Raw genomic sequence first — 16,571 nt, 5'->3', positions numbered from 1 at the left:
GCTTGCCCCGGGACTCAATCGATGATTCGCTGCAACTGATGTAGCGAATCGAGGAGGTTGCCATGCCGCGACTTTTCACCGCCCTCGAGATTCCGCGCGACGCGGCCCTGTCACTCTCGCTCTTACGCGGCGGCCTGCCGGGAGCACGCTGGGTCGATGTCGAGAACTATCATCTGACATTGCGGTTCATCGGCGATATCGAAGGCCATGTGGCGGACGAGATCGCCAACGCACTCGACCGGGTGCGTCGTCCCTCCTTCCAGCTTACGCTCTCGGGCGTCGGTGCGTTCGGCCAGAAGAAGCCGCACGCGGTATGGGCCGGTGTCGCGGCCTCGCCCGATCTCCAGGCGCTTCAGGGGGAGATCGAGCGCATCTGCCAGCGGCTGGGCCTGCCGGCCGATCCGCGCAAATTCACGCCCCACGTCACGCTGGCACGGCTGAAGAACGCGTCCCCGCACGATGTGGCGGCCTATCTTTCCGCCCGTGGCAACTTCGCCGCAACCCCCTTCCGGGTGGGGCGGTTCGTGCTGATGTCCTCGCGTGAATCGGTGGGCGGCGGCCCCTATGTGATCGAAGAGGCCTGGCCGCTCCTGCGTGCCGAGCCCGGTCGTTCCGCCAATCTGGCGGCGAGCGCCTCGGAAGCTTCGCGGATCGTCCAGTAGATCGCCGCGAAGCTGTCTTCCCCTTCGTAATAGGGATCCGGCACCTCCTCCTTACGGCCGAGCGCATAATCGAGGAAGAGATGAATGCGCTTGCGCGCTTCCGGCGGGGCGATGCGACACAGCCGCCGGACATTCTCCCGGTCCATGCCGAAGATGAGGTCGAAGCGCGCGAAGTCGGCCGGGCCGACCTGCCGCCCCCTTTGGCTGGAAATGTCGATGTCGTAGCGCCGCGCCACGGCGACCGAGCGCGGATCGGGCGCATGGCCCACATGCCAGTCGCCGAGTGCCGCCGAATCGATCTCGAATCGGTCCTCGAGCCCCCTCTCGGCCACGACGGACCGGAAGATGCCTTCCGCCAGCGGCGAGCGGCAGATGTTCCCGAGGCAGACGAAAAGAATGGCGGTGCGGGGCTGTTCGGTCATGGCTCGTGCGTTATCCTCTGTATGCGATAGCACGGAGGACCATGATGGCAAGACAGAAGCTCGACAGGAGGGAGGCGGAGGAAGCGCTCGCCGGTCTCGAAGGCTGGGAGCTTGCCGCGGAAGGAGACGCGATCCGTCGCCGCTTCACCTTCGCCAATTTCAACGAGGCTTTCGGCTTCATGTCGCGGGTGGCGCTGGCGGCGGAAAAACTCGACCACCATCCCGATTGGTCGAACGTCTACAAGACGGTCGACGTCACCCTTAGCACCCATGATGCCGGAGGGCTGACGGAGCTCGACTTCAAGCTGGCGCGGAAAATGAACGCCTATGCAGGCGGGTGAGCCACGCAGCGGCGACATTGCATTCGCGGGAACCCCTCCCCACATCCACCCGCGAGGAGTGATCTGGATGGATGATGTGAAGATCGGCGAAATCCTGGCTCCGGTCAGGCCCGAGGAAAACAGCCGCCGCGAGAAGGCCGTGAAGCGGAGATTCTGGCGCACGGTGAAGAAAGCCGCCCGCCAGGTGCCCTTCATGGAGGATGTGGTGGCGGGTTATTATTGCGCGCTGGACAGCAACACGCCGACGCGCGTTCGCGGCGTGCTCATCGCCGCTCTCTTCTACTTCGTCCTGCCGCTCGATGTCGTTCCGGATTTCTTGGCCGTCTTCGGGTTCACCGACGACGTGGCGGTGCTTGCCGCCGCACTCAGCGCCATCCGTGCCCATATCACACCGGCGCATCGCCTGGCCGCCCGGCGTGCGCTCGCGGATGTGGATTAGCACGGGCTGTCTCGCCCGATCACATCCGGACGGGAACGCTCCACTTTTACTTCCGGGTGGGTCAAATTCTTGCCTTCTTCCTCCGATTCAACCTCGGACTGGGGTTTGAAAAGCCGTTCATCGTGCCTCTTCGTTGTGCCGGCTGCCGAACGAGAAGCGATGCCTGAGGCGAGGAAACTTTGGGCGGATTATCTTTTGGTAACCCAAATTCAATAAAAATGGAGCAATCAGGCCCAGGCGCCTGATCGCTCAGGGGTAGCATTTGGCAGGCAAAGATACGGTAAGGACAATGCGTGGATTTCTCTCGTCCCTCTTCATGCTTTGCACGATCCTGGCCGCGGGGCCGGCTTTCGCGCAGGCAACCGCCGTCGGCCAGCATCGTGACTGGGGCACCTACAGTTATCAGTCGGGGAGCGGCAAGGTCTGCTATGTCATGAGCGTGCCGAAGCAGAAGGAGCCCTCCAGCCTCGATCACGGCGACATCTTCTTCTTCGTCAGCCAGAAGCCGGGTCAGAACGTGGCTTTCGAGCCGCAATTCATCGCCGGCTACGATCTGCGGGAAGGCTCCAAGGTCACCGTCTCGGTGGGCAGCAGGTCCTTTACCATGTTCACCCAGGGCAAGTCGGCCTGGATGGAGAACGCGGCCGAAGAGCCGCAACTCATCGCCGCCATGAAGGCGGGATCGGATATGCGCATTTCCGCCACCTCGCGCCGCGGCAACAACACGAACTACACCTTCTCTCTGCTCGGGCTCACTGCCGCCCTCGATTCCATCCAGAGCTGCAAATAGCGAGGCTGCGGGTGTTTGCGGCCCTGGCAACAGGCCGGGGACATTCTTCAGGAAAGGACGGCGATGCGCGTCCGGCGGGACAGGAACCGCAGGAGTCGGGCCATGTCACGTGGGCTCACGGCGATACAGCCCTCGGTGGGCATCATGCCTTCCCGCGCGATATGCAGGAAGATGGCGCTGCCGGCGCCGCGCTTGCGCGGCCGGATGTTCCAGTCGAGCACCACGCAGACGTCATAGAGCCTGTCCTGCCGCAGCATCCTCTCATGGCTCGCCGCGATGGGCAGGCGCACCGGCCGATTGTAATTGGCGTTGCAGGGCGCGTCGCACCACCCGAGATCGGGCCGGATGGGCAGGACGGGAAGACGGGCAGGTCCGATGCCGCCCGACCGCCGGTCGGGGCGGAAATAGATTCTCTGCGGACGCATCGTGGCGAGCGGCGTCGCCCCGTCGCCCTCGCGCTTGAAGGCGCTTACTCCCGAGCGCCCGAGCGCGCAGGCGAAGACCAGCCCGCCAATAGCGAGGAGGCCCCGGCTCCGGTCACCGGGGCGTGTGCTAACCTTGAGAACCGGAGCTTTGGGGCGTCTGTCGGAAGCCGGCGTGCCTTGCCGCTTTTTCTGGCGTATAATTGATTTGTTCAACAAAGAATCACGACGGGCTTTCATAGTCGGCTTATTGCACATAAACGGGACGTTCTGCCAAGCAGGGGGCTGGTCAACGCCATCTGGCGAAAAATTGATGGATCGAAAATGACGCCACGCACCATCCTGATCGTCGACGACGACGATGACCTGCGCTCCACCCTGGTCGAGCAGCTGGCTCTCTACGAGGAATTCGACCTCATCGAGGAAGCCACGGCGACCAAGGGGATCCAGGCCACGCGCAATGCCATGGTGGATCTCACCATCATGGATGTGGGCCTGCCCGACATGGACGGGCGCGAGGCCGTGAAGCTCCTGCGCAAGGGAGGCTATCGCGCCCCGATCATCATGCTGACGGCGCAGGACACCGATTCCGACACCATCCTGGGGCTTGAGGCCGGCGCCAACGACTATGTGACGAAGCCTTTCCGCTTCGCCGTCCTGCTCGCGCGCATCCGCGCGCAGATGCGCCAGCACGAGCAGAGTGAGGATGCCAGCTTCACGGTGGGGCCGTATACGTTCAAGCCCAGCCAGAAGCTGCTGATCGACCAGCGCGGCAGCAAGATCCGTCTGACGGAGAAGGAGGCGGCGATCATCAGATATCTCTATCGCGCCGAGCAGAAGGTGGTCACGCGGGACGTCCTTCTCGAAGAGGTGTGGGGCTACAATTCCGGCGTGACGACGCACACGCTGGAGACCCACGTCTACCGTTTGCGCCAAAAGATCGAGCGCGATCCTTCCAAAGCCGAGATTCTTGTGACAGAAAGCGGCGGATACAAGCTCGTTCCCTGAGCCGGCGGGTGGGGAAAACCATAACACGGGAACGGGCGCGGGGACGGATCCGCCATGGCGCTGGACGATGACATCCGCGTGTTGTCCGGCGTGAGACTCTTTGAGGGTTTCACGCGCGAGCAGCTACGCCTGCTGGCCTTCGGAGCCGAGACCATCTCCCTCGGCGCGGGGCGGAAGCTCTATTCCGAAGGAGCGCCGGCCGATTGCGCCTTTGTGATCGCCTCCGGCGAGGTGGCACTCTATCACCAGAACGCCGACCGCCGCGACCTGATCTCCACATATGGGCCCGGCGCCATCCTGGGGGAGTTCGCGCTGATCGCCGAATCGGAGCGGCTGACCAGCGCAGTCGCCCAGACGGACGTCACCGTGATCCGGCTGAGCCGCTCCATGTTCCGCCGCATCCTGGAGGAATTCCCGGAAGCAGCCGAGGACCTGCACCGCCGCATCTCAGCCGATCTTCAAGCCATGCTGGCGCGCATCAGCGCCATTGCCGCGAAGCTTGGCAGGTAGCGCCGCTCCCGGAGCGGGTTGCGTTCGCTTTTCAGCCGCGTTTGTGCGACGGCAAGTGCTTCCATTTGCCTGCGAATGCTCCAAACAGAAAAGACCGACCCCTAGGGGCCGGCCTTTTCACGTGTTGCCTGAGATCCGAAGCTTAAGCTTCCTTGGGCTCCAGCACCTGCCGGCCGCGATACATGCCGGTCTTCAGGTCGACATGGTGCGGGCGGCGCAATTCGCCGGAATTCTTGTCTTCCACGTAAGTGGGTGCCTTCAGCGCGTCGGCCGAGCGGCGCATGCCGCGCTTGGACGGCGAGGTTTTTCTTTTGGGAACAGCCATCGTACTCTCCGGTATCGGTCAAAGGCCGGTGCGGCTCCGTCGCGGAGCCTCGCCACCGGCCTCAAATCTCGCAATTGGGGCCCGCCTATACACGGGAAAACGCTGCTTGGCCAGTGGGCGCAGTGATTTTTCGCGCCTACAGGGCGCCGCATCAATCACGGTTTTCGGCACCGATGTCATACAGCTCGAGCAGACCACTGTCGATCAGCTTCGCGTGAAGCATCAGCAGGATGATCCCGGCATCCTGACCCTCGCCCTCATCAAGCGCCGCTTCCATGCGGCGGGTGACGCTTTCGAGCCGCGGCTCTCCGTTGTGTGCAGCGAAATCGCCGCTGCCGAGGATGCAGAAGGCCATCAGTTCGCCCACCGGCGGATAGGCGGAGGCGGACGGCTCCGCCTCCTCCCGGCTCATCAGCGTGACGGCGGCGAGCTTCACGCCCTCCGGCACGCTGTCCGGATGTACGCCCGCCCGCCGCAGTGCCTCGTCGAGCCGCCGCATATCCTCGGACCGGCCGAAGATGCCGAAGAAACCGATCGAGGAGCCGCGCTTCACCATTCAGCAGCGAACCTCCCTATTCCAGGCAGTCGTCATAGGCGCCGGCCCTGCGGGCGCGCACCTCGATCACCCCGACCACGCGGCGTGCCCCGGCGTCGGGGTTCAGAGGGTTGCGGAGGAACGGGTTGGGCAGGGCCGCCGCAAGCAGGGCCGCCTGCCGCGGCGAAAGATCTTTCGCCGGCCGGCCGAAATAAAACTGCGCCGCCGCTTCGGCGCCATAGATGCCGGGACCCCATTCCGCAATGTTGAGATAGATCTCCATGATGCGCCGTTTGGGCATGACCGCGTCGAGATAAAGTGCGAGCGGCGCCTCGACCCCTTTGCGCAGGAAGGAGCGGCTCGGCCAGAGGAAAAGGTTCTTTACAGTCTGCATCGGGATCGTCGAGGCGCCACGCGCCCGCTCTCCCGAGAGCGCCTCGTCGATCGCCGCCTTGAGTTCGCCGAGATCGATGCCCGAATGGGAGCAGAACTGGCCGTCTTCCGACATCATCACCGCATGCACGATGGGCGTGCCGAGTTGGTCGAGCGGAGTCCATTGGCGCTGATAGCCGCTGAGCGTCACCAGGTCCCCGATCATCAGCGTGGAGACCGGATGCACCCACGGCACCCGGTAAAGGAGCGTGAGACCGAGCGGCAGCAAGGCGAGCACGACGAGAATGGCCACGAGCCTGCGCATGACGCGCCGAATGATCCGCGACCGGCCCCGCCGGCGCGCTGCGCCGGACCGCCTCTCTGCTTCCACCGACGGTGCCTCCACGCCGTTCTCCCAGCTTTCCCTTTGGGCATAGCGACAGGCTACCGCAGTGGCAACCATAAACGGCCGGCAGTCTCTTGACCGGAGGGACGAATGCCGTCATCGCTCCCGCATGGACGAGATGACGCTGCCTTCCTTCGAAACCCTGCTGGCGCTCAGCGCGCAATCGGTCGAGGACCTGCTGCGCCGCCTTCTCGACGAGCGCGTGCGCGAGGGCGAGATCCTGCGGCCCGAACGTCTTCTCGCGGCAATGCGGCACGGGGTGCTGAACGGGGGCAAGCGGCTTCGGCCTTTCCTGGTGCTCGAAAGTGCCGCGCTCTTCGATGCGCAAGGCATGGCGGCCTTCCGCGTGGCCGCAGCGCTCGAATGCGTGCACTGCTATTCCCTCATCCACGACGACCTGCCGGCCATGGACGACGACGACCTGCGCCGCGGCCAACCCACGGTCCACCGCGCCTTCGACGAGGCGACGGCCATCCTGGCGGGCGACAGCCTGCTGACCTATGCCTTCGATATCATCGCCGACGCGGAGACGGAGCTTGCGCCGGCCACGCGGGCCGAACTCGTCCTCAAGCTGGCGCGGGCGGCAGGCCCGGGCGGCATGGCGGGCGGACAGGCCCTCGATCTCATGGCCGAGAAGCTGCCGCCAGACGAAACCGGCATCGTGCGGCTCCAGGCCATGAAGACCGGCGCGCTCATCCGCTTCGCCTGCGAGGCGGGCGCCGTCATCGGCAATGCGGGCCCTGCCGAGCGGGAGCGGCTCTCCTCCTTCGGCGCCGCCATCGGGCTTGCCTTCCAGCTGGCGGACGACCTCCTGGATCTTACCGCCAGCGCCGAGGACATGGGCAAGGCGACCGGCAAGGACGCCGCGGCCGGCAAGGCCACGCTTGCCGCTTTCCACGGCGAGGCATGGACACGCAGGCAGCTCGCCGGGCTGGTGGATCAGGCCGAAGAACTGCTCGAGCCCTTCGGCGAGAAGGCCACCGTGCTGCGCCTTGCCGCCCGTTTCGTCGCGGAGCGGGACCGCTGAAGCCACTCAACCGCCCTTCACATTGGCCACGAGGAAATCCAGGAAGGCCCGCACGCGGGCGGGCAGATACCGCCCCTGGCCCACATAGACGCGGCAAGAGGGTTTCGCCTGGCTCGACCCGCCGGCGGTCTGACCTATCATCTGCGGTGAGTCGGCACCGCGAACGCGGTCGCCGGGTCACTGCAGCACGAGTTCACCGGTTATCTTGCGCCACTCGCTGGGCGAGATGAGCTGTCGGTGCGTGTAGCTCACCGAATGCAGCGGTCCCTCGAGCGAGTCGCGCCAGAATTCGATGAACCGGTACAGCTCGGGAAATTTTGGAGCGATGTCGTAGTGCTGCCAGATGAAGCTTTGCAGCACATGCGGGTGATCGGGAAGATGGTACAGAAACTGCGCGGTGGTAAGACCGTAGCCTTCCAGCATCAATTCGGTTTCGCGGGTGTCCTGCATGGATGTCCTTCCAATGCCGTTGCTGTTCCATTGTGTCTCGGGCGGGCTTGACCCGTCCAGAGAAAAAATGCTTCTGGCAGCGCAAAGTTCCTGGAAATACAGCATGTTAGCAGCGCTCAATCTTGAGTGCTGACAAGAACGCGTCCGCTTCTGCGACAGATGCCGAGTGTCCATCATTGGTCTGATATTGCCGTCGCGGCCAGAATGGTAATAATGCGCGCCGATGCGTGGGGCGGCGTCCCTTGACGGGGCGAAGCTCCGGTAAAATGCCCAGATCCGGAGGAAACAGATGTCCGAAGTGCATGTTCACCGCGTGAAGGCGGCGTGGAAGAAGCGCGCGCTGATCGACGGCGAGACCTACAGGAAATGGTACAAGGACAGCATCAAGGATCCGGACAAGTTCTGGGGCAAGCACGGCAAGCGCATCGACTGGTTCAAGCCCTACACCAAGGTCAAGAACGCCTCCTTCAAGGGCAAGGTTTCGATCAAGTGGTTCGAGGACGGCGTCACCAATGTCGCGCACAACTGCATCGACAGGCACCTGAAGAAGCGTGGCGACCAGGTCGCCATCATCTGGGAAGGCGACAATCCCTACGACGACAAGAAGATCACCTATCGCGAGCTCTATGAGCATGTGTGCCGCCTCGCCAATGTGCTGAAGGCGCGCGGCGTCAAGAAGGGCGACCGGGTGACGATCTATATGCCCATGATTCCGGAAGCCGCCTATGCCATGCTCGCCTGCGCGCGCATCGGCGCCGTGCATTCGGTGGTCTTCGGCGGCTTCTCGCCCGATTCACTCGCCGGCCGCATCGAGGACGGCAAGTCGGATTTCGTCATCACCGCCGACCAGGGCCTGCGCGGCGGCAAGACGATCCCGCTCAAGGAGAACACCGATAAGGCCATCGCCATCGCCGAGAAGGCGGGCGCAAAGGTGCGCCACGTGCTCGTCGTGCGCCGCACGGGCGGCAAGATCGACTGGGTGGAGGGCCGCGACCTCTGGTATCATCAGGAGACCCGTGACGCGAAGGCGGAATGCAAGCCGGAGTCCATGAAGGCGGAGGATCCACTGTTCATCCTCTATACCTCCGGTTCCACCGGCAAGCCGAAGGGTGTGCTGCACACGACCGGCGGCTATCTCGTCTATGCCTCCATGACGCACCAGTACGTCTTCGATTACCAGGACGGCGACATCTACTGGTGCACGGCGGATGTAGGCTGGGTAACCGGCCACAGCTACATCGTCTACGGCCCGCTCGCCAACGGCGCGACCACGCTGATGTTCGAGGGCGTGCCGAACTATCCCGATGCCTCCCGCCTCTGGGAGGTCGTGGACAAGCACCAGGTCAACATCTTCTACACCGCGCCGACCGCCATCCGTGCACTCATGGGTGCGGGCGATCGGTATGTGACGAAGACCTCGCGCAAGTCGCTGCGCGTGCTCGGCTCCGTGGGCGAGCCGATCAACCCGGAAGCCTGGGAGTGGTACTATAACGTGGTCGGCGAGAAGCGCAGCCCCGTGGTCGACACCTGGTGGCAGACGGAGACCGGCGGCATCATGATCACACCGCTGCCCGGCGCCATCGACCTGAAGGCGGGCTCGGCGACGCTGCCCTTCTTCGGCGTCCGGCCGCAGCTCGTCGACGGCGACGGCAAGGAGATCGAGGGCGCAGGCTCCGGCAATCTGTGCATTACCGAGTCCTGGCCGGGGCAGATGCGCACGGTCTACGGCGATCACGAGCGCTTCGTGCAGACCTATTTCTCCACCTACAAAGGCAAGTATTTCACCGGCGACGGCTGCCGCCGCGACGAGGACGGTTATTACTGGATCACCGGCCGCGTCGACGACGTGCTCAACGTCTCCGGCCACCGGCTCGGAACGGCCGAGGTGGAATCCGCCCTCGTCGCCCATCCCAAGGTCTCGGAAGCCGCAGTGGTCGGCTATCCGCATGACATCAAGGGCCAGGGCATCTACTGCTATGTGACGCTGATGGCCGGCGAGAAAGGCTCCGACGGGCTCAAGAAAGAACTCGTCGAGCACGTGCGCCAGGAGATCGGCCCGATCGCCACGCCGGACAAGATCCAGTTCTCCCCCGGCCTGCCCAAGACGCGCTCCGGCAAGATCATGCGCCGCATCCTGCGCAAGATCGCCGAGGATGATTACGGCGCGCTCGGCGACACTTCGACGCTGGCCGATCCGGCGGTCGTGGAGGACCTGGTGGAGAACCGGCAGAACAAGAAGACGGTCCAGGCTTGATGAGCTTTCCTTCTTCAGCTCCTTAGGCGGGCCGTCACGTCAGCCAGCCTGACGTCGGCCCGGGTTTGACCGGCATAGCGCAGCGCGCACTGCAGCAACGTTACGTCATCGGCCGCCGCCGGACGAACGAAGGTGTTCGGCCAGCTTCAGGGGTGCCTTTTGCAGCATCAGCCGCAGGTCGCGATTGAACTGCCGCGGGCTCCTATAGCCAAGAAAGCGGCCGATCTCCCTGCCGTCCTCTACAAGGATAAAAACGGGCGTATAGGGCGGCCTCTCCACATGTTTCAGATCGTCGGGCCAGCGGCGCATGAGATCGACCCGCCGTAGGGGAACCCTCTTTCCGATCTCGCTGGTTGCATATGCCGGCGCCATCTGCCTGTCGAAGCGTATGCAATAGACGCAGCCTTTGATCTCGACGAAAACGAGTTCGGCAGAGAAAACTGTGGGCGCATAGAGAGTGCTGAGCGCTATCGATAGAGCGGCAAGAACTCTGGTCATGTCAGCATCCGATTGGTTGAAGCAGGGGCTTGCGGGACGGCCGGAAATCTGCGGCAGACAGATGCTGCGGGCGACGCGAGCCGTCCGGCCAAGGCTGCTGGATCAGATGTGGAGCGCAGGCTGTGTCATTCCGGAACACCGTCATGAACGCTCGTAGCGAAATAGGTCGGTTTCTGGTCTGTCGTGCCGTCATGCCCGATATGGTGCAAGCAGCGTACCGCGATCCCATTCAGGCGAAGCCTGGTCGGCCCAGGCGGCGGGCAGCAGACGGACGCGATCACCTAGGTGCGCCGGGCATCCCCGGCCGCCCGTGGCGTGCCCGCGAAGCCGGCAGTATCCAATGGGCGACGACATCATTCTCCCTGAACTGAAGCTTTACCCCTTGCGCGATCGCCCTTCGCCATCCACATTGGGGGCAACTGCAACAAACGAAAGGAGGTGATCCAATGTCGAGTGATTTCAATTCCAGCGTGGCCTCGGCGGATTGCCTTACCCGGGAGCAGCCTCTCGGCTAAAGCGCATGACGCGCGGCGCGGCTTTTTGCTGAGCCGCTGGCCGCGTCAGGAATGGAAGACACGGGGGCTGTCCGCAAGGACAGCCCTTTTCCTTTGGATGGGGAGATTCTTTCAGCCTGTGGACGCGCTGGCCGCACTCTACGGCATCGGCCGGTGCATCGTCGGATGGTGCGGCTAAGAGGTCTTATTCCTCGTCTTCGTCGCTCTTGGAGCGCAGCGAAGAGAGCTTCGCGAACACCGCATCCGCGTCGAGCTCCTTCTCCTCCGGCTCCTCCTGGCGGGTCTCCTCGAAGGGCATCTTCTCCGTCTGCGAGGCAGGCAGGAGCGTGTCGCCGGCCGGCGGCTGCTGCGGCACGTTGCGGGAGGCGCGCTGCACCTCGATGTCGAGGTCGATCTGCGAGCACAGCCCCAGCGTCACCGGGTCCATTGGCACGAGATTGGCCGAGTTCCAGTGCGTCCGGTTGCGGATCTGCTCGATGGTCGACTTGGTGGTGCCGACGAGGCGCGAAATCTGCGCGTCCTTCAGTTCCGGATGGTTGCGCACCAGCCAGAGAATGGCGTTCGGCCGGTCCTGGCGCTTGGAAAGCGGCGTGTAGCGCGGTCCCCGGCGCTTCGTCTCCGGCACGCGCACCTTCGGCTCCGAAAGCTTGAGGCGGTAATCCGGGTCGGCCTCGCCGCGCGCGATCTCCTCGCGCGTGAGCTGGCCGGTGATCACCGGATCCATCCCCTTGATGCCCTGCGCCGCATCGCCGTCGGCGATCGCGCTCACCTCCAGCGGGTGGAGCTTGCAGAACTCGGCGATCTGGTCGAAGGAAAGCGCCGTGTTGTCCACCAGCCAGACGGCGGTTGCCTTCGGCATGAGAAGCGTGTTGGCCATCGTAAAAATATCCTGTCTTCGCCCGCGTCCCCAGCGCAGGCGGTGGTCATTGCCACCGATGTATGGGATGGGCGTTATATAGTTGCATTCGTCCATCGAGGCAAGAAAACTATTGTCCGAATTCCTCCGGGGACGTCACGGGACTGTCATCGTCCCGTCATGCGGCTGCAATCCTCGTCTTCCAAGAAGCGGTGTTTCCAACCGAGAGGGAGATGGGGAATGGGACGTCCTTCACTGCTCTTTGCGCTTGCCGCAACGCTTTCGCTTTCCACAGCGATCCCTGCTTTCGCACAGCAGGCCTTCAACCGAATCGCGACGTTCCCCGTCGCCGAGAACCTGCCGGACGACATCGACCCGGCAACCCCGACCTCTTCGGAGATCATCACGGCGAGCGAGGACGGCAACACACTCGTCTATTCCGACAGCCCGCTGGGCGCGATCGGCTTCGTCGACATCACCGATCCGAAGACTCCCAAGGCGGCCGGCATCCTCAAGGTGGAGGGCGAGCCTACCTCGGTGACGGTCGTGGGCGGCAAGGCCTTCGCGGCGGTCAACACGTCCGGGAGCTACACCGATCCCTCTGGCAAGCTGCTCGTGATGGACATTGCCGGCAAGCAGGCGGAGGAGGCATGCACGCTGGCAGGGCAGCCCGATTCCGTGGCCGTCAGCAAGGACAAGCGCTTCCTCGCGATCGCCATCGAGAACGAGCGCGACGAGGACGTGAACGACGGCGCGATCCCGCAGATGCCCGCAGGCACACTCCAGATCGTGCCGCTTGCCGATGGCGTAGCGGACTGCGACGGCATCAAAACCGTGGACCTCACCGGGCTTGCCGCAGTGGCGCCCGAGGATCCCGAGCCTGAGCTCGTGGATTTCAACGACGCGGGCGAGATCGCCGTCACGCTTCAGGAGAGTAACCACATCGCCATCGTTTCGGCCGAAACCGGCGAAATCGTCAGCCATTTCTCGGCCGGCAGCACGAGCCTCGACAATATCGACACACTGGATGACGGCGCGCTGCGCTTCGACCAGTCTGCAAGCGATCTCCTGCGCGAGCCGGACGCCGTGAAATGGCTCGACGACGACCGCCTGGTAGTCGCAAACGAAGGTGATTACGAGGGCGGTTCGCGGAGCTTCAGCATCTTCTCCAAGGCGGGCGAGGTGCTTTACGACTCCGGCGCGGATCTCGACCACCGGGCGGCGCTCGCCGGCCACTATCCCGACAAGCGGTCGGATGCCAAGGGTGTGGAGCCCGAGGGCATCGAGGTCGCCGCCTATGGCGATCAGCGGTATATCTTCGTGGCAGAGGAGCGCTCCTCCCTCGTGGCCGTCTATCGCGATACCGGCGCGGAGCCGGAATTCGTGCAGGTCCTGCCCTCCGGCATCGGTCCGGAAGGCGTGCTGGCCATCCCCCAGCGCAACCTTCTGGTGACGGCGAACGAGACCGACCTGGTGGAAGACGGCGGCGCGCGCTCGCACGTCATGGTCTATGAACTCGGCGAAGGCGCTCCGGCCTATCCGATGATCGCCTCGGTCATGCAGGATGGGCGCCCGATCGGCTGGGGGGCACTCTCCGCGCTCGCAGCCGACCCGGCGCAGGCAGGCCATCTCTTCGCCGCCTCCGACTCGGTCTATGGAGCTCAGCCGGCGATCTTCGCCGTTGATGCGACAAAGACCCCCGCCGAGGTCACCCGCAAGATCGTCGTCAAGCGCGGCGACGCGCCGGCACAGAAGCTCGATATCGAAGGCCTCGCCTCCGATGGCGAGGGCGGCTTCTGGCTCGCCTCCGAAGGGCGCACCGACCGACTCATCCCGCACGCGGTCTATCACGTCGACGCCGAAGGTGTGATTCAAGAGGAGATCGGCCTGCCGCCAGAACTGCTGGCGCATGAGATCCGCTACGGCTTTGAAGGCATCACCACCGTGGGCGAGGGCGACGAGCAGATGCTGGTCATGGCCGTCCAGCGCGAGTGGAAGGACGACCCCAAGGGGCAGGTGAAGCTCCTTGCCTACAAGCCCTCTTCCGAAGAGTGGTCTGCAGCGCGCTACCCGCTCGACGCGACGGAGAAGGGCTGGATCGGCCTGTCGGAGATCACCGCCCACGACGGCGCGCTCTACATCGTCGAGCGTGACAATCTCATCGGCACGGCGGCGAAGAACAAGCGGCTCTACAAGGTTGCGCTCGACGGCTTCAAGCCTGCCGCGCTCGACGGCGATCTCCCCGTGGTGGAGAAGACCCTGGTGCGCGACCTGATCGAGGATATCCGTTCCGCCACCAACGGCTACGTGGTCGACAAGATCGAGGGCTTCACCATCGATGCGGACGGCGAGGCCTATTTCGTCACCGACAATGACGGCGTGGACGATTCCTCTGGCGAGACGATCTTCGTGAAGCTCGGCCGGCTCGACGCCGTGAACTGATCGCCGGGCAAAGCCCTGCTGATAAAACCCGGGACGCACCCGAACGCCCCGGGTTTTTCTTTGATCGCTTCTATATCCAGCACCCAGCTGTCGGGCCGAGGATATAGTGCCGAAAAGGGGGGCTCTTTCGCGGTCAGGCGTAGCTCGCCGCGAAATCGCCTTCGAAGGAGACCTCGGTTGTCCTGAAATCCCCCTTCCAGGGATTCGCTTTCTTTCGTGTCAGCGCCTTGAGGTCGCTGAGCCGCTTTCTGCCAACCTCGTCGAGCGCGTGCAGGACGGCCTCCTTGTCGGGGAAATGTTCCTGGACCGCGTCCAGCCAGATCGTTCGGCCTGCAAGGAAGCCTTGCGCGCCGGCCGCATAGGAGTAGCCGAGCACGCGGTCAAATTGCTCCGGCGTGGCCCCGCCCGAAAGCAGAACCCAGGGAATGCCCGCCTCGCGACAGATGCCCCCGATCTCGGCGAATGCATTTGCGGCTGATTGCGTGGCCGGGCTTCCGTCCATTGCCGGCAGCGACGCGGCGGGCACCGGCGTTTCCAGCTTGAAGAGGTCCACGCCATAGTCCGGCTTGGCGAATTCGCGAACGCTCTCGATGACGAGAGCCGCCTTCTTGTCAGGCGATTCCACGTAGCCGGTCGTGTGGGCGGCGCTGTCCGGGAAGGGATAGACGAGCAGCTCCAGCACATAGGGGATGTCGTAGCGGCGGCACTCTTTGCCGATGGTGCGCACGAAAGCCTGCTGGTGGGCGATGACGTCCTCGCCGGCATCCGGCCGGTACCAGGCGAGCACCTTGACGGCGTCGCCGCCGATCCGCCGGATCTTCTCGACGCTCCAGTTGTCGATCGCACGCGACTTGCGGCCCGAGGATGTCTCCTCGAAGCGATGATCTTCGAGCGTCACGATGAAACCGGTCTTGGATGGCAGGACGTCGATCGCGGCCGGAATGGCGAAATTCGGGTCGAGAAGCATGGAGCTTGCGTCTTCCGCCAAGGCCTTCACGAGCAGACGCTTCACCGAAAGCATATCGGCAAACGTCACGTCCTCCGGTGCGATGGATTTCGCCTTTGCGATGGCACTGATCAGCGGAGGGCGCTGATCCAGCGCCACCATCGTGAAGTACCCGTCCTCATCGGCCAGCCGGGTGAGGCCGCGACTTTTTCCGATCGTGCTCATGCGCAAGTTCTCCATAGATGAAGTGTTTCGTCCAATGTCGGAATCCCGCTGCGTCCACCGGCCCTGGTGCATTTGAGGGCCGCGGCGGCAGAGGCGAAGGTGAAGGCCTCGGCGACCGGCGCGCCGGCGGCGATGGCGAAGGCATAGGCACCGTGAAAGACATCGCCTGCGCCTGTCGTATCGACGGAGCGCACCGGGAAAGCCGGCTGGCGACGCGCCCGGCCATCCTGGCGCCACGTCACGCCCTCGCTGCCCTCCGTCACCGCCGCGACCTTGCACCCGAAGGCGCATATCTCCGCCAGCGGGTCGGCCGCACTGCCGGCGAAGGCTTCCAGTGCGGGCTTTGAGAAGACGGCATGATCCGTCAGCGGCAGGAGAGCCGTGAAGACCTCCGGCTCCGCCATGTCGGCATCCAGCACCGTGGGCGCGCCCGCCGCTCGCGCGGCAGAGAAGGCCGCCGCCGCCCCCTCCGGCCAGCGCGGGTCGGCCAGGACCGCGCCAACCCCGGTGATGCCTGAGATGGGCAGCCATTCCGGATCGACCGGCTGGTCCGCGCCGCGAAAATTGGCGATCTGGCGCTCCCCCGCCGCGTCGACGATGACCCCGGAAATGGAGGAGCGCGCTCCGGGAAAAAGCCGGAAATGCGAGACGTCGACATTCTCCTCTTCCAGGCCGTGCCGCATAAGCCGCCCCTCATGGTCGTCTCCGCCGCGCCCCCAGAATTGCACGCGCGCCCCGAGGCGCGCTGCCGTGACGGCCGCCGTCGCGGCCATGCCGCCGCCGATCGTCGTGAATGCGGATGCGCGAACCTTGCCGCTGCCCGGACCGGCGAACCTGTCGACCGTCCAGATATAGTCGAGGGCCGACAGCCCGAGGCAGATGAGTTCAGGGGTGCGTTCGCACCATTGGGGCGGGAAGCGTGTCATAGCCCGACAACACAATCATGTTTGATCCCGAGATGGTTCTCGATCTCGTATCGCGCGACTGCGCGGCCGGGTGCCGATTGCTCATAGCCGGCGAACGCGTCGGAAGGACTTGTTTCCTCCGCCGGTGGGCTCCATCCGCCCGCCACGGGGCAGGCTTGGGCGAAAACGCTGTTGGTCGGTCCTGGATCGGTCATCGACGG

Annotated in this window: 20 protein-coding genes; 9 read left to right on the top strand and 11 right to left on the bottom strand. The window is 64.3% G+C overall.

The features are described 5' to 3' along the window. Nucleotides 1–62 precede the first annotated feature (62 nt). Complete coding sequence (thpR, locus tag PVE73_RS02470; protein ID WP_277365425.1) at nucleotides 63–662, top strand: RNA 2',3'-cyclic phosphodiesterase; 600 nt, start codon at nucleotides 63–65, stop codon at nucleotides 660–662. On the opposite strand, the gene PVE73_RS02465 is transcribed toward thpR, so the two are convergent. After that, nucleotides 563–1,084, bottom strand: coding sequence for a low molecular weight protein-tyrosine-phosphatase (locus tag PVE73_RS02465; RefSeq protein ID WP_277365424.1), 522 nt, complete (start codon nucleotides 1,082–1,084; stop codon nucleotides 563–565). The two genes, thpR and PVE73_RS02465, sit on opposite strands and share 100 nt — an antisense overlap. A gap of 44 nt (nucleotides 1,085–1,128) precedes the next feature. On the opposite strand from PVE73_RS02465, the gene PVE73_RS02460 reads away from it, so the two are divergent. From PVE73_RS02460 to PVE73_RS02450, 3 genes are all read left to right on the top strand, one after another. Beyond that, nucleotides 1,129–1,425, top strand: coding sequence for a 4a-hydroxytetrahydrobiopterin dehydratase (locus PVE73_RS02460; RefSeq protein ID WP_277365423.1), 297 nt, complete (start codon nucleotides 1,129–1,131; stop codon nucleotides 1,423–1,425). A 67-nt stretch (nucleotides 1,426–1,492) separates the two neighbouring features. Next, a complete protein-coding gene (locus tag PVE73_RS02455) occupies nucleotides 1,493–1,864 on the top strand; it encodes a YkvA family protein (RefSeq protein WP_277365422.1) in 372 nt (123 codons plus the stop codon). 289 nt (nucleotides 1,865–2,153) lie between these two features. After that, complete coding sequence (locus PVE73_RS02450; RefSeq protein WP_277365421.1) at nucleotides 2,154–2,654, top strand: invasion associated locus B family protein; 501 nt, start codon at nucleotides 2,154–2,156, stop codon at nucleotides 2,652–2,654. A 47-nt stretch (nucleotides 2,655–2,701) separates the two neighbouring features. Here the strand turns inward: PVE73_RS02450 and PVE73_RS02445 are convergent, their stop codons facing one another. Continuing rightward, nucleotides 2,702–3,292 carry a L,D-transpeptidase family protein gene (locus PVE73_RS02445; protein WP_277365420.1) on the bottom strand — a complete coding sequence of 197 codons (591 nt, stop codon included), beginning with the start codon at nucleotides 3,290–3,292 and terminating at the stop codon, nucleotides 2,702–2,704. A gap of 108 nt (nucleotides 3,293–3,400) precedes the next feature. Between PVE73_RS02445 and PVE73_RS02440 the strand changes: the two genes are divergently transcribed. Both PVE73_RS02440 and PVE73_RS02435 read left to right on the top strand, forming a co-directional pair. Further along, nucleotides 3,401–4,084, top strand: a complete 684-nt coding sequence (locus tag PVE73_RS02440; protein ID WP_277365419.1) for a response regulator transcription factor — start codon at nucleotides 3,401–3,403, stop codon at nucleotides 4,082–4,084. A 54-nt stretch (nucleotides 4,085–4,138) separates the two neighbouring features. After that, a complete protein-coding gene (locus PVE73_RS02435; RefSeq protein ID WP_277365418.1) occupies nucleotides 4,139–4,594 on the top strand; it encodes a cyclic nucleotide-binding domain-containing protein in 456 nt (151 codons plus the stop codon). Nucleotides 4,595–4,736: 142 nt separating this feature from the next. Here PVE73_RS02435 and rpmF read toward each other — a convergent pair whose 3' ends face one another. The 3 genes from rpmF to mtgA all read right to left on the bottom strand — a co-directional run bounded on the left by rpmF (nucleotide 4,737) and on the right by mtgA (nucleotide 6,232). Then, on the bottom strand, nucleotides 4,737–4,919 hold the full coding sequence (rpmF, locus tag PVE73_RS02430; protein ID WP_011582738.1) for a 50S ribosomal protein L32: 183 nt from the start codon (nucleotides 4,917–4,919) through the stop codon (nucleotides 4,737–4,739). Nucleotides 4,920–5,070: 151 nt separating this feature from the next. Next, a complete protein-coding gene (locus PVE73_RS02425) occupies nucleotides 5,071–5,475 on the bottom strand; it encodes a hypothetical protein (RefSeq protein WP_277365417.1) in 405 nt (134 codons plus the stop codon). A gap of 16 nt (nucleotides 5,476–5,491) precedes the next feature. Then, nucleotides 5,492–6,232, bottom strand: coding sequence for a monofunctional biosynthetic peptidoglycan transglycosylase (mtgA, locus tag PVE73_RS02420; RefSeq protein ID WP_277365416.1), 741 nt, complete (start codon nucleotides 6,230–6,232; stop codon nucleotides 5,492–5,494). Nucleotides 6,233–6,341: 109 nt separating this feature from the next. Here mtgA and PVE73_RS02415 point away from each other — a divergent pair, with 109 nt between their 5' ends. Then, the gene (locus tag PVE73_RS02415; RefSeq protein WP_277367320.1) at nucleotides 6,342–7,259 is read left to right on the top strand and encodes a polyprenyl synthetase family protein; all 918 of its coding nucleotides are present in this window, start codon (nucleotides 6,342–6,344) and stop codon (nucleotides 7,257–7,259) included. A gap of 6 nt (nucleotides 7,260–7,265) precedes the next feature. Here the strand turns inward: PVE73_RS02415 and PVE73_RS02410 are convergent, their stop codons facing one another. Together PVE73_RS02410 and PVE73_RS02405 are read right to left on the bottom strand one after the other, a co-directional pair. Continuing rightward, nucleotides 7,266–7,400 carry a hypothetical protein gene (locus PVE73_RS02410; protein ID WP_277365415.1) on the bottom strand — a complete coding sequence of 45 codons (135 nt, stop codon included), beginning with the start codon at nucleotides 7,398–7,400 and terminating at the stop codon, nucleotides 7,266–7,268. 36 nt (nucleotides 7,401–7,436) lie between these two features. After that, nucleotides 7,437–7,709 carry an usg protein gene (locus PVE73_RS02405; RefSeq protein WP_277365414.1) on the bottom strand — a complete coding sequence of 91 codons (273 nt, stop codon included), beginning with the start codon at nucleotides 7,707–7,709 and terminating at the stop codon, nucleotides 7,437–7,439. A gap of 289 nt (nucleotides 7,710–7,998) precedes the next feature. Here PVE73_RS02405 and acs point away from each other — a divergent pair, with 289 nt between their 5' ends. Beyond that, nucleotides 7,999–9,963: an acetate--CoA ligase gene (acs, locus tag PVE73_RS02400; RefSeq protein WP_277365413.1), complete on the top strand. Its 1,965-nt coding sequence runs from the start codon at nucleotides 7,999–8,001 to the stop codon at nucleotides 9,961–9,963. A 105-nt stretch (nucleotides 9,964–10,068) separates the two neighbouring features. Here acs and PVE73_RS02395 read toward each other — a convergent pair whose 3' ends face one another. Then, entirely contained in the window at nucleotides 10,069–10,461 is a 393-nt protein-coding gene (locus PVE73_RS02395; RefSeq protein ID WP_277365412.1) for a transcriptional regulator, read from the bottom strand. Nucleotides 10,462–11,160: 699 nt separating this feature from the next. Beyond that, complete coding sequence (locus PVE73_RS02390; protein ID WP_277365411.1) at nucleotides 11,161–11,853, bottom strand: DUF1013 domain-containing protein; 693 nt, start codon at nucleotides 11,851–11,853, stop codon at nucleotides 11,161–11,163. Between the two features lie 219 nt (nucleotides 11,854–12,072). Between PVE73_RS02390 and PVE73_RS02385 the strand changes: the two genes are divergently transcribed. After that, entirely contained in the window at nucleotides 12,073–14,274 is a 2,202-nt protein-coding gene (locus PVE73_RS02385) for an esterase-like activity of phytase family protein (RefSeq protein ID WP_277365410.1), read from the top strand. A gap of 133 nt (nucleotides 14,275–14,407) precedes the next feature. Here the strand turns inward: PVE73_RS02385 and PVE73_RS02380 are convergent, their stop codons facing one another. Both PVE73_RS02380 and PVE73_RS02375 read right to left on the bottom strand, forming a co-directional pair. Next, nucleotides 14,408–15,445 carry a tagatose 1,6-diphosphate aldolase gene (locus tag PVE73_RS02380; RefSeq protein WP_277365409.1) on the bottom strand — a complete coding sequence of 346 codons (1,038 nt, stop codon included), beginning with the start codon at nucleotides 15,443–15,445 and terminating at the stop codon, nucleotides 14,408–14,410. Next, nucleotides 15,442–16,371 carry a PfkB family carbohydrate kinase gene (locus PVE73_RS02375; RefSeq protein WP_277365408.1) on the bottom strand — a complete coding sequence of 310 codons (930 nt, stop codon included), beginning with the start codon at nucleotides 16,369–16,371 and terminating at the stop codon, nucleotides 15,442–15,444. The genes PVE73_RS02380 and PVE73_RS02375 overlap by 4 nt, the downstream gene beginning before the upstream one ends. Between the last annotated feature and the right edge of the window lie 200 nt (nucleotides 16,372–16,571).

It is taken from the genome of Chelativorans sp. AA-79, assembly GCF_029457495.1.
In the GTDB taxonomy this organism is placed as follows: Bacteria; Pseudomonadota; Alphaproteobacteria; order Rhizobiales; family Rhizobiaceae; genus Chelativorans.
The sequence above is the reverse complement of the archived record's forward strand: the minus strand, read 5'-3'. Positions and strand labels throughout refer to the sequence as shown.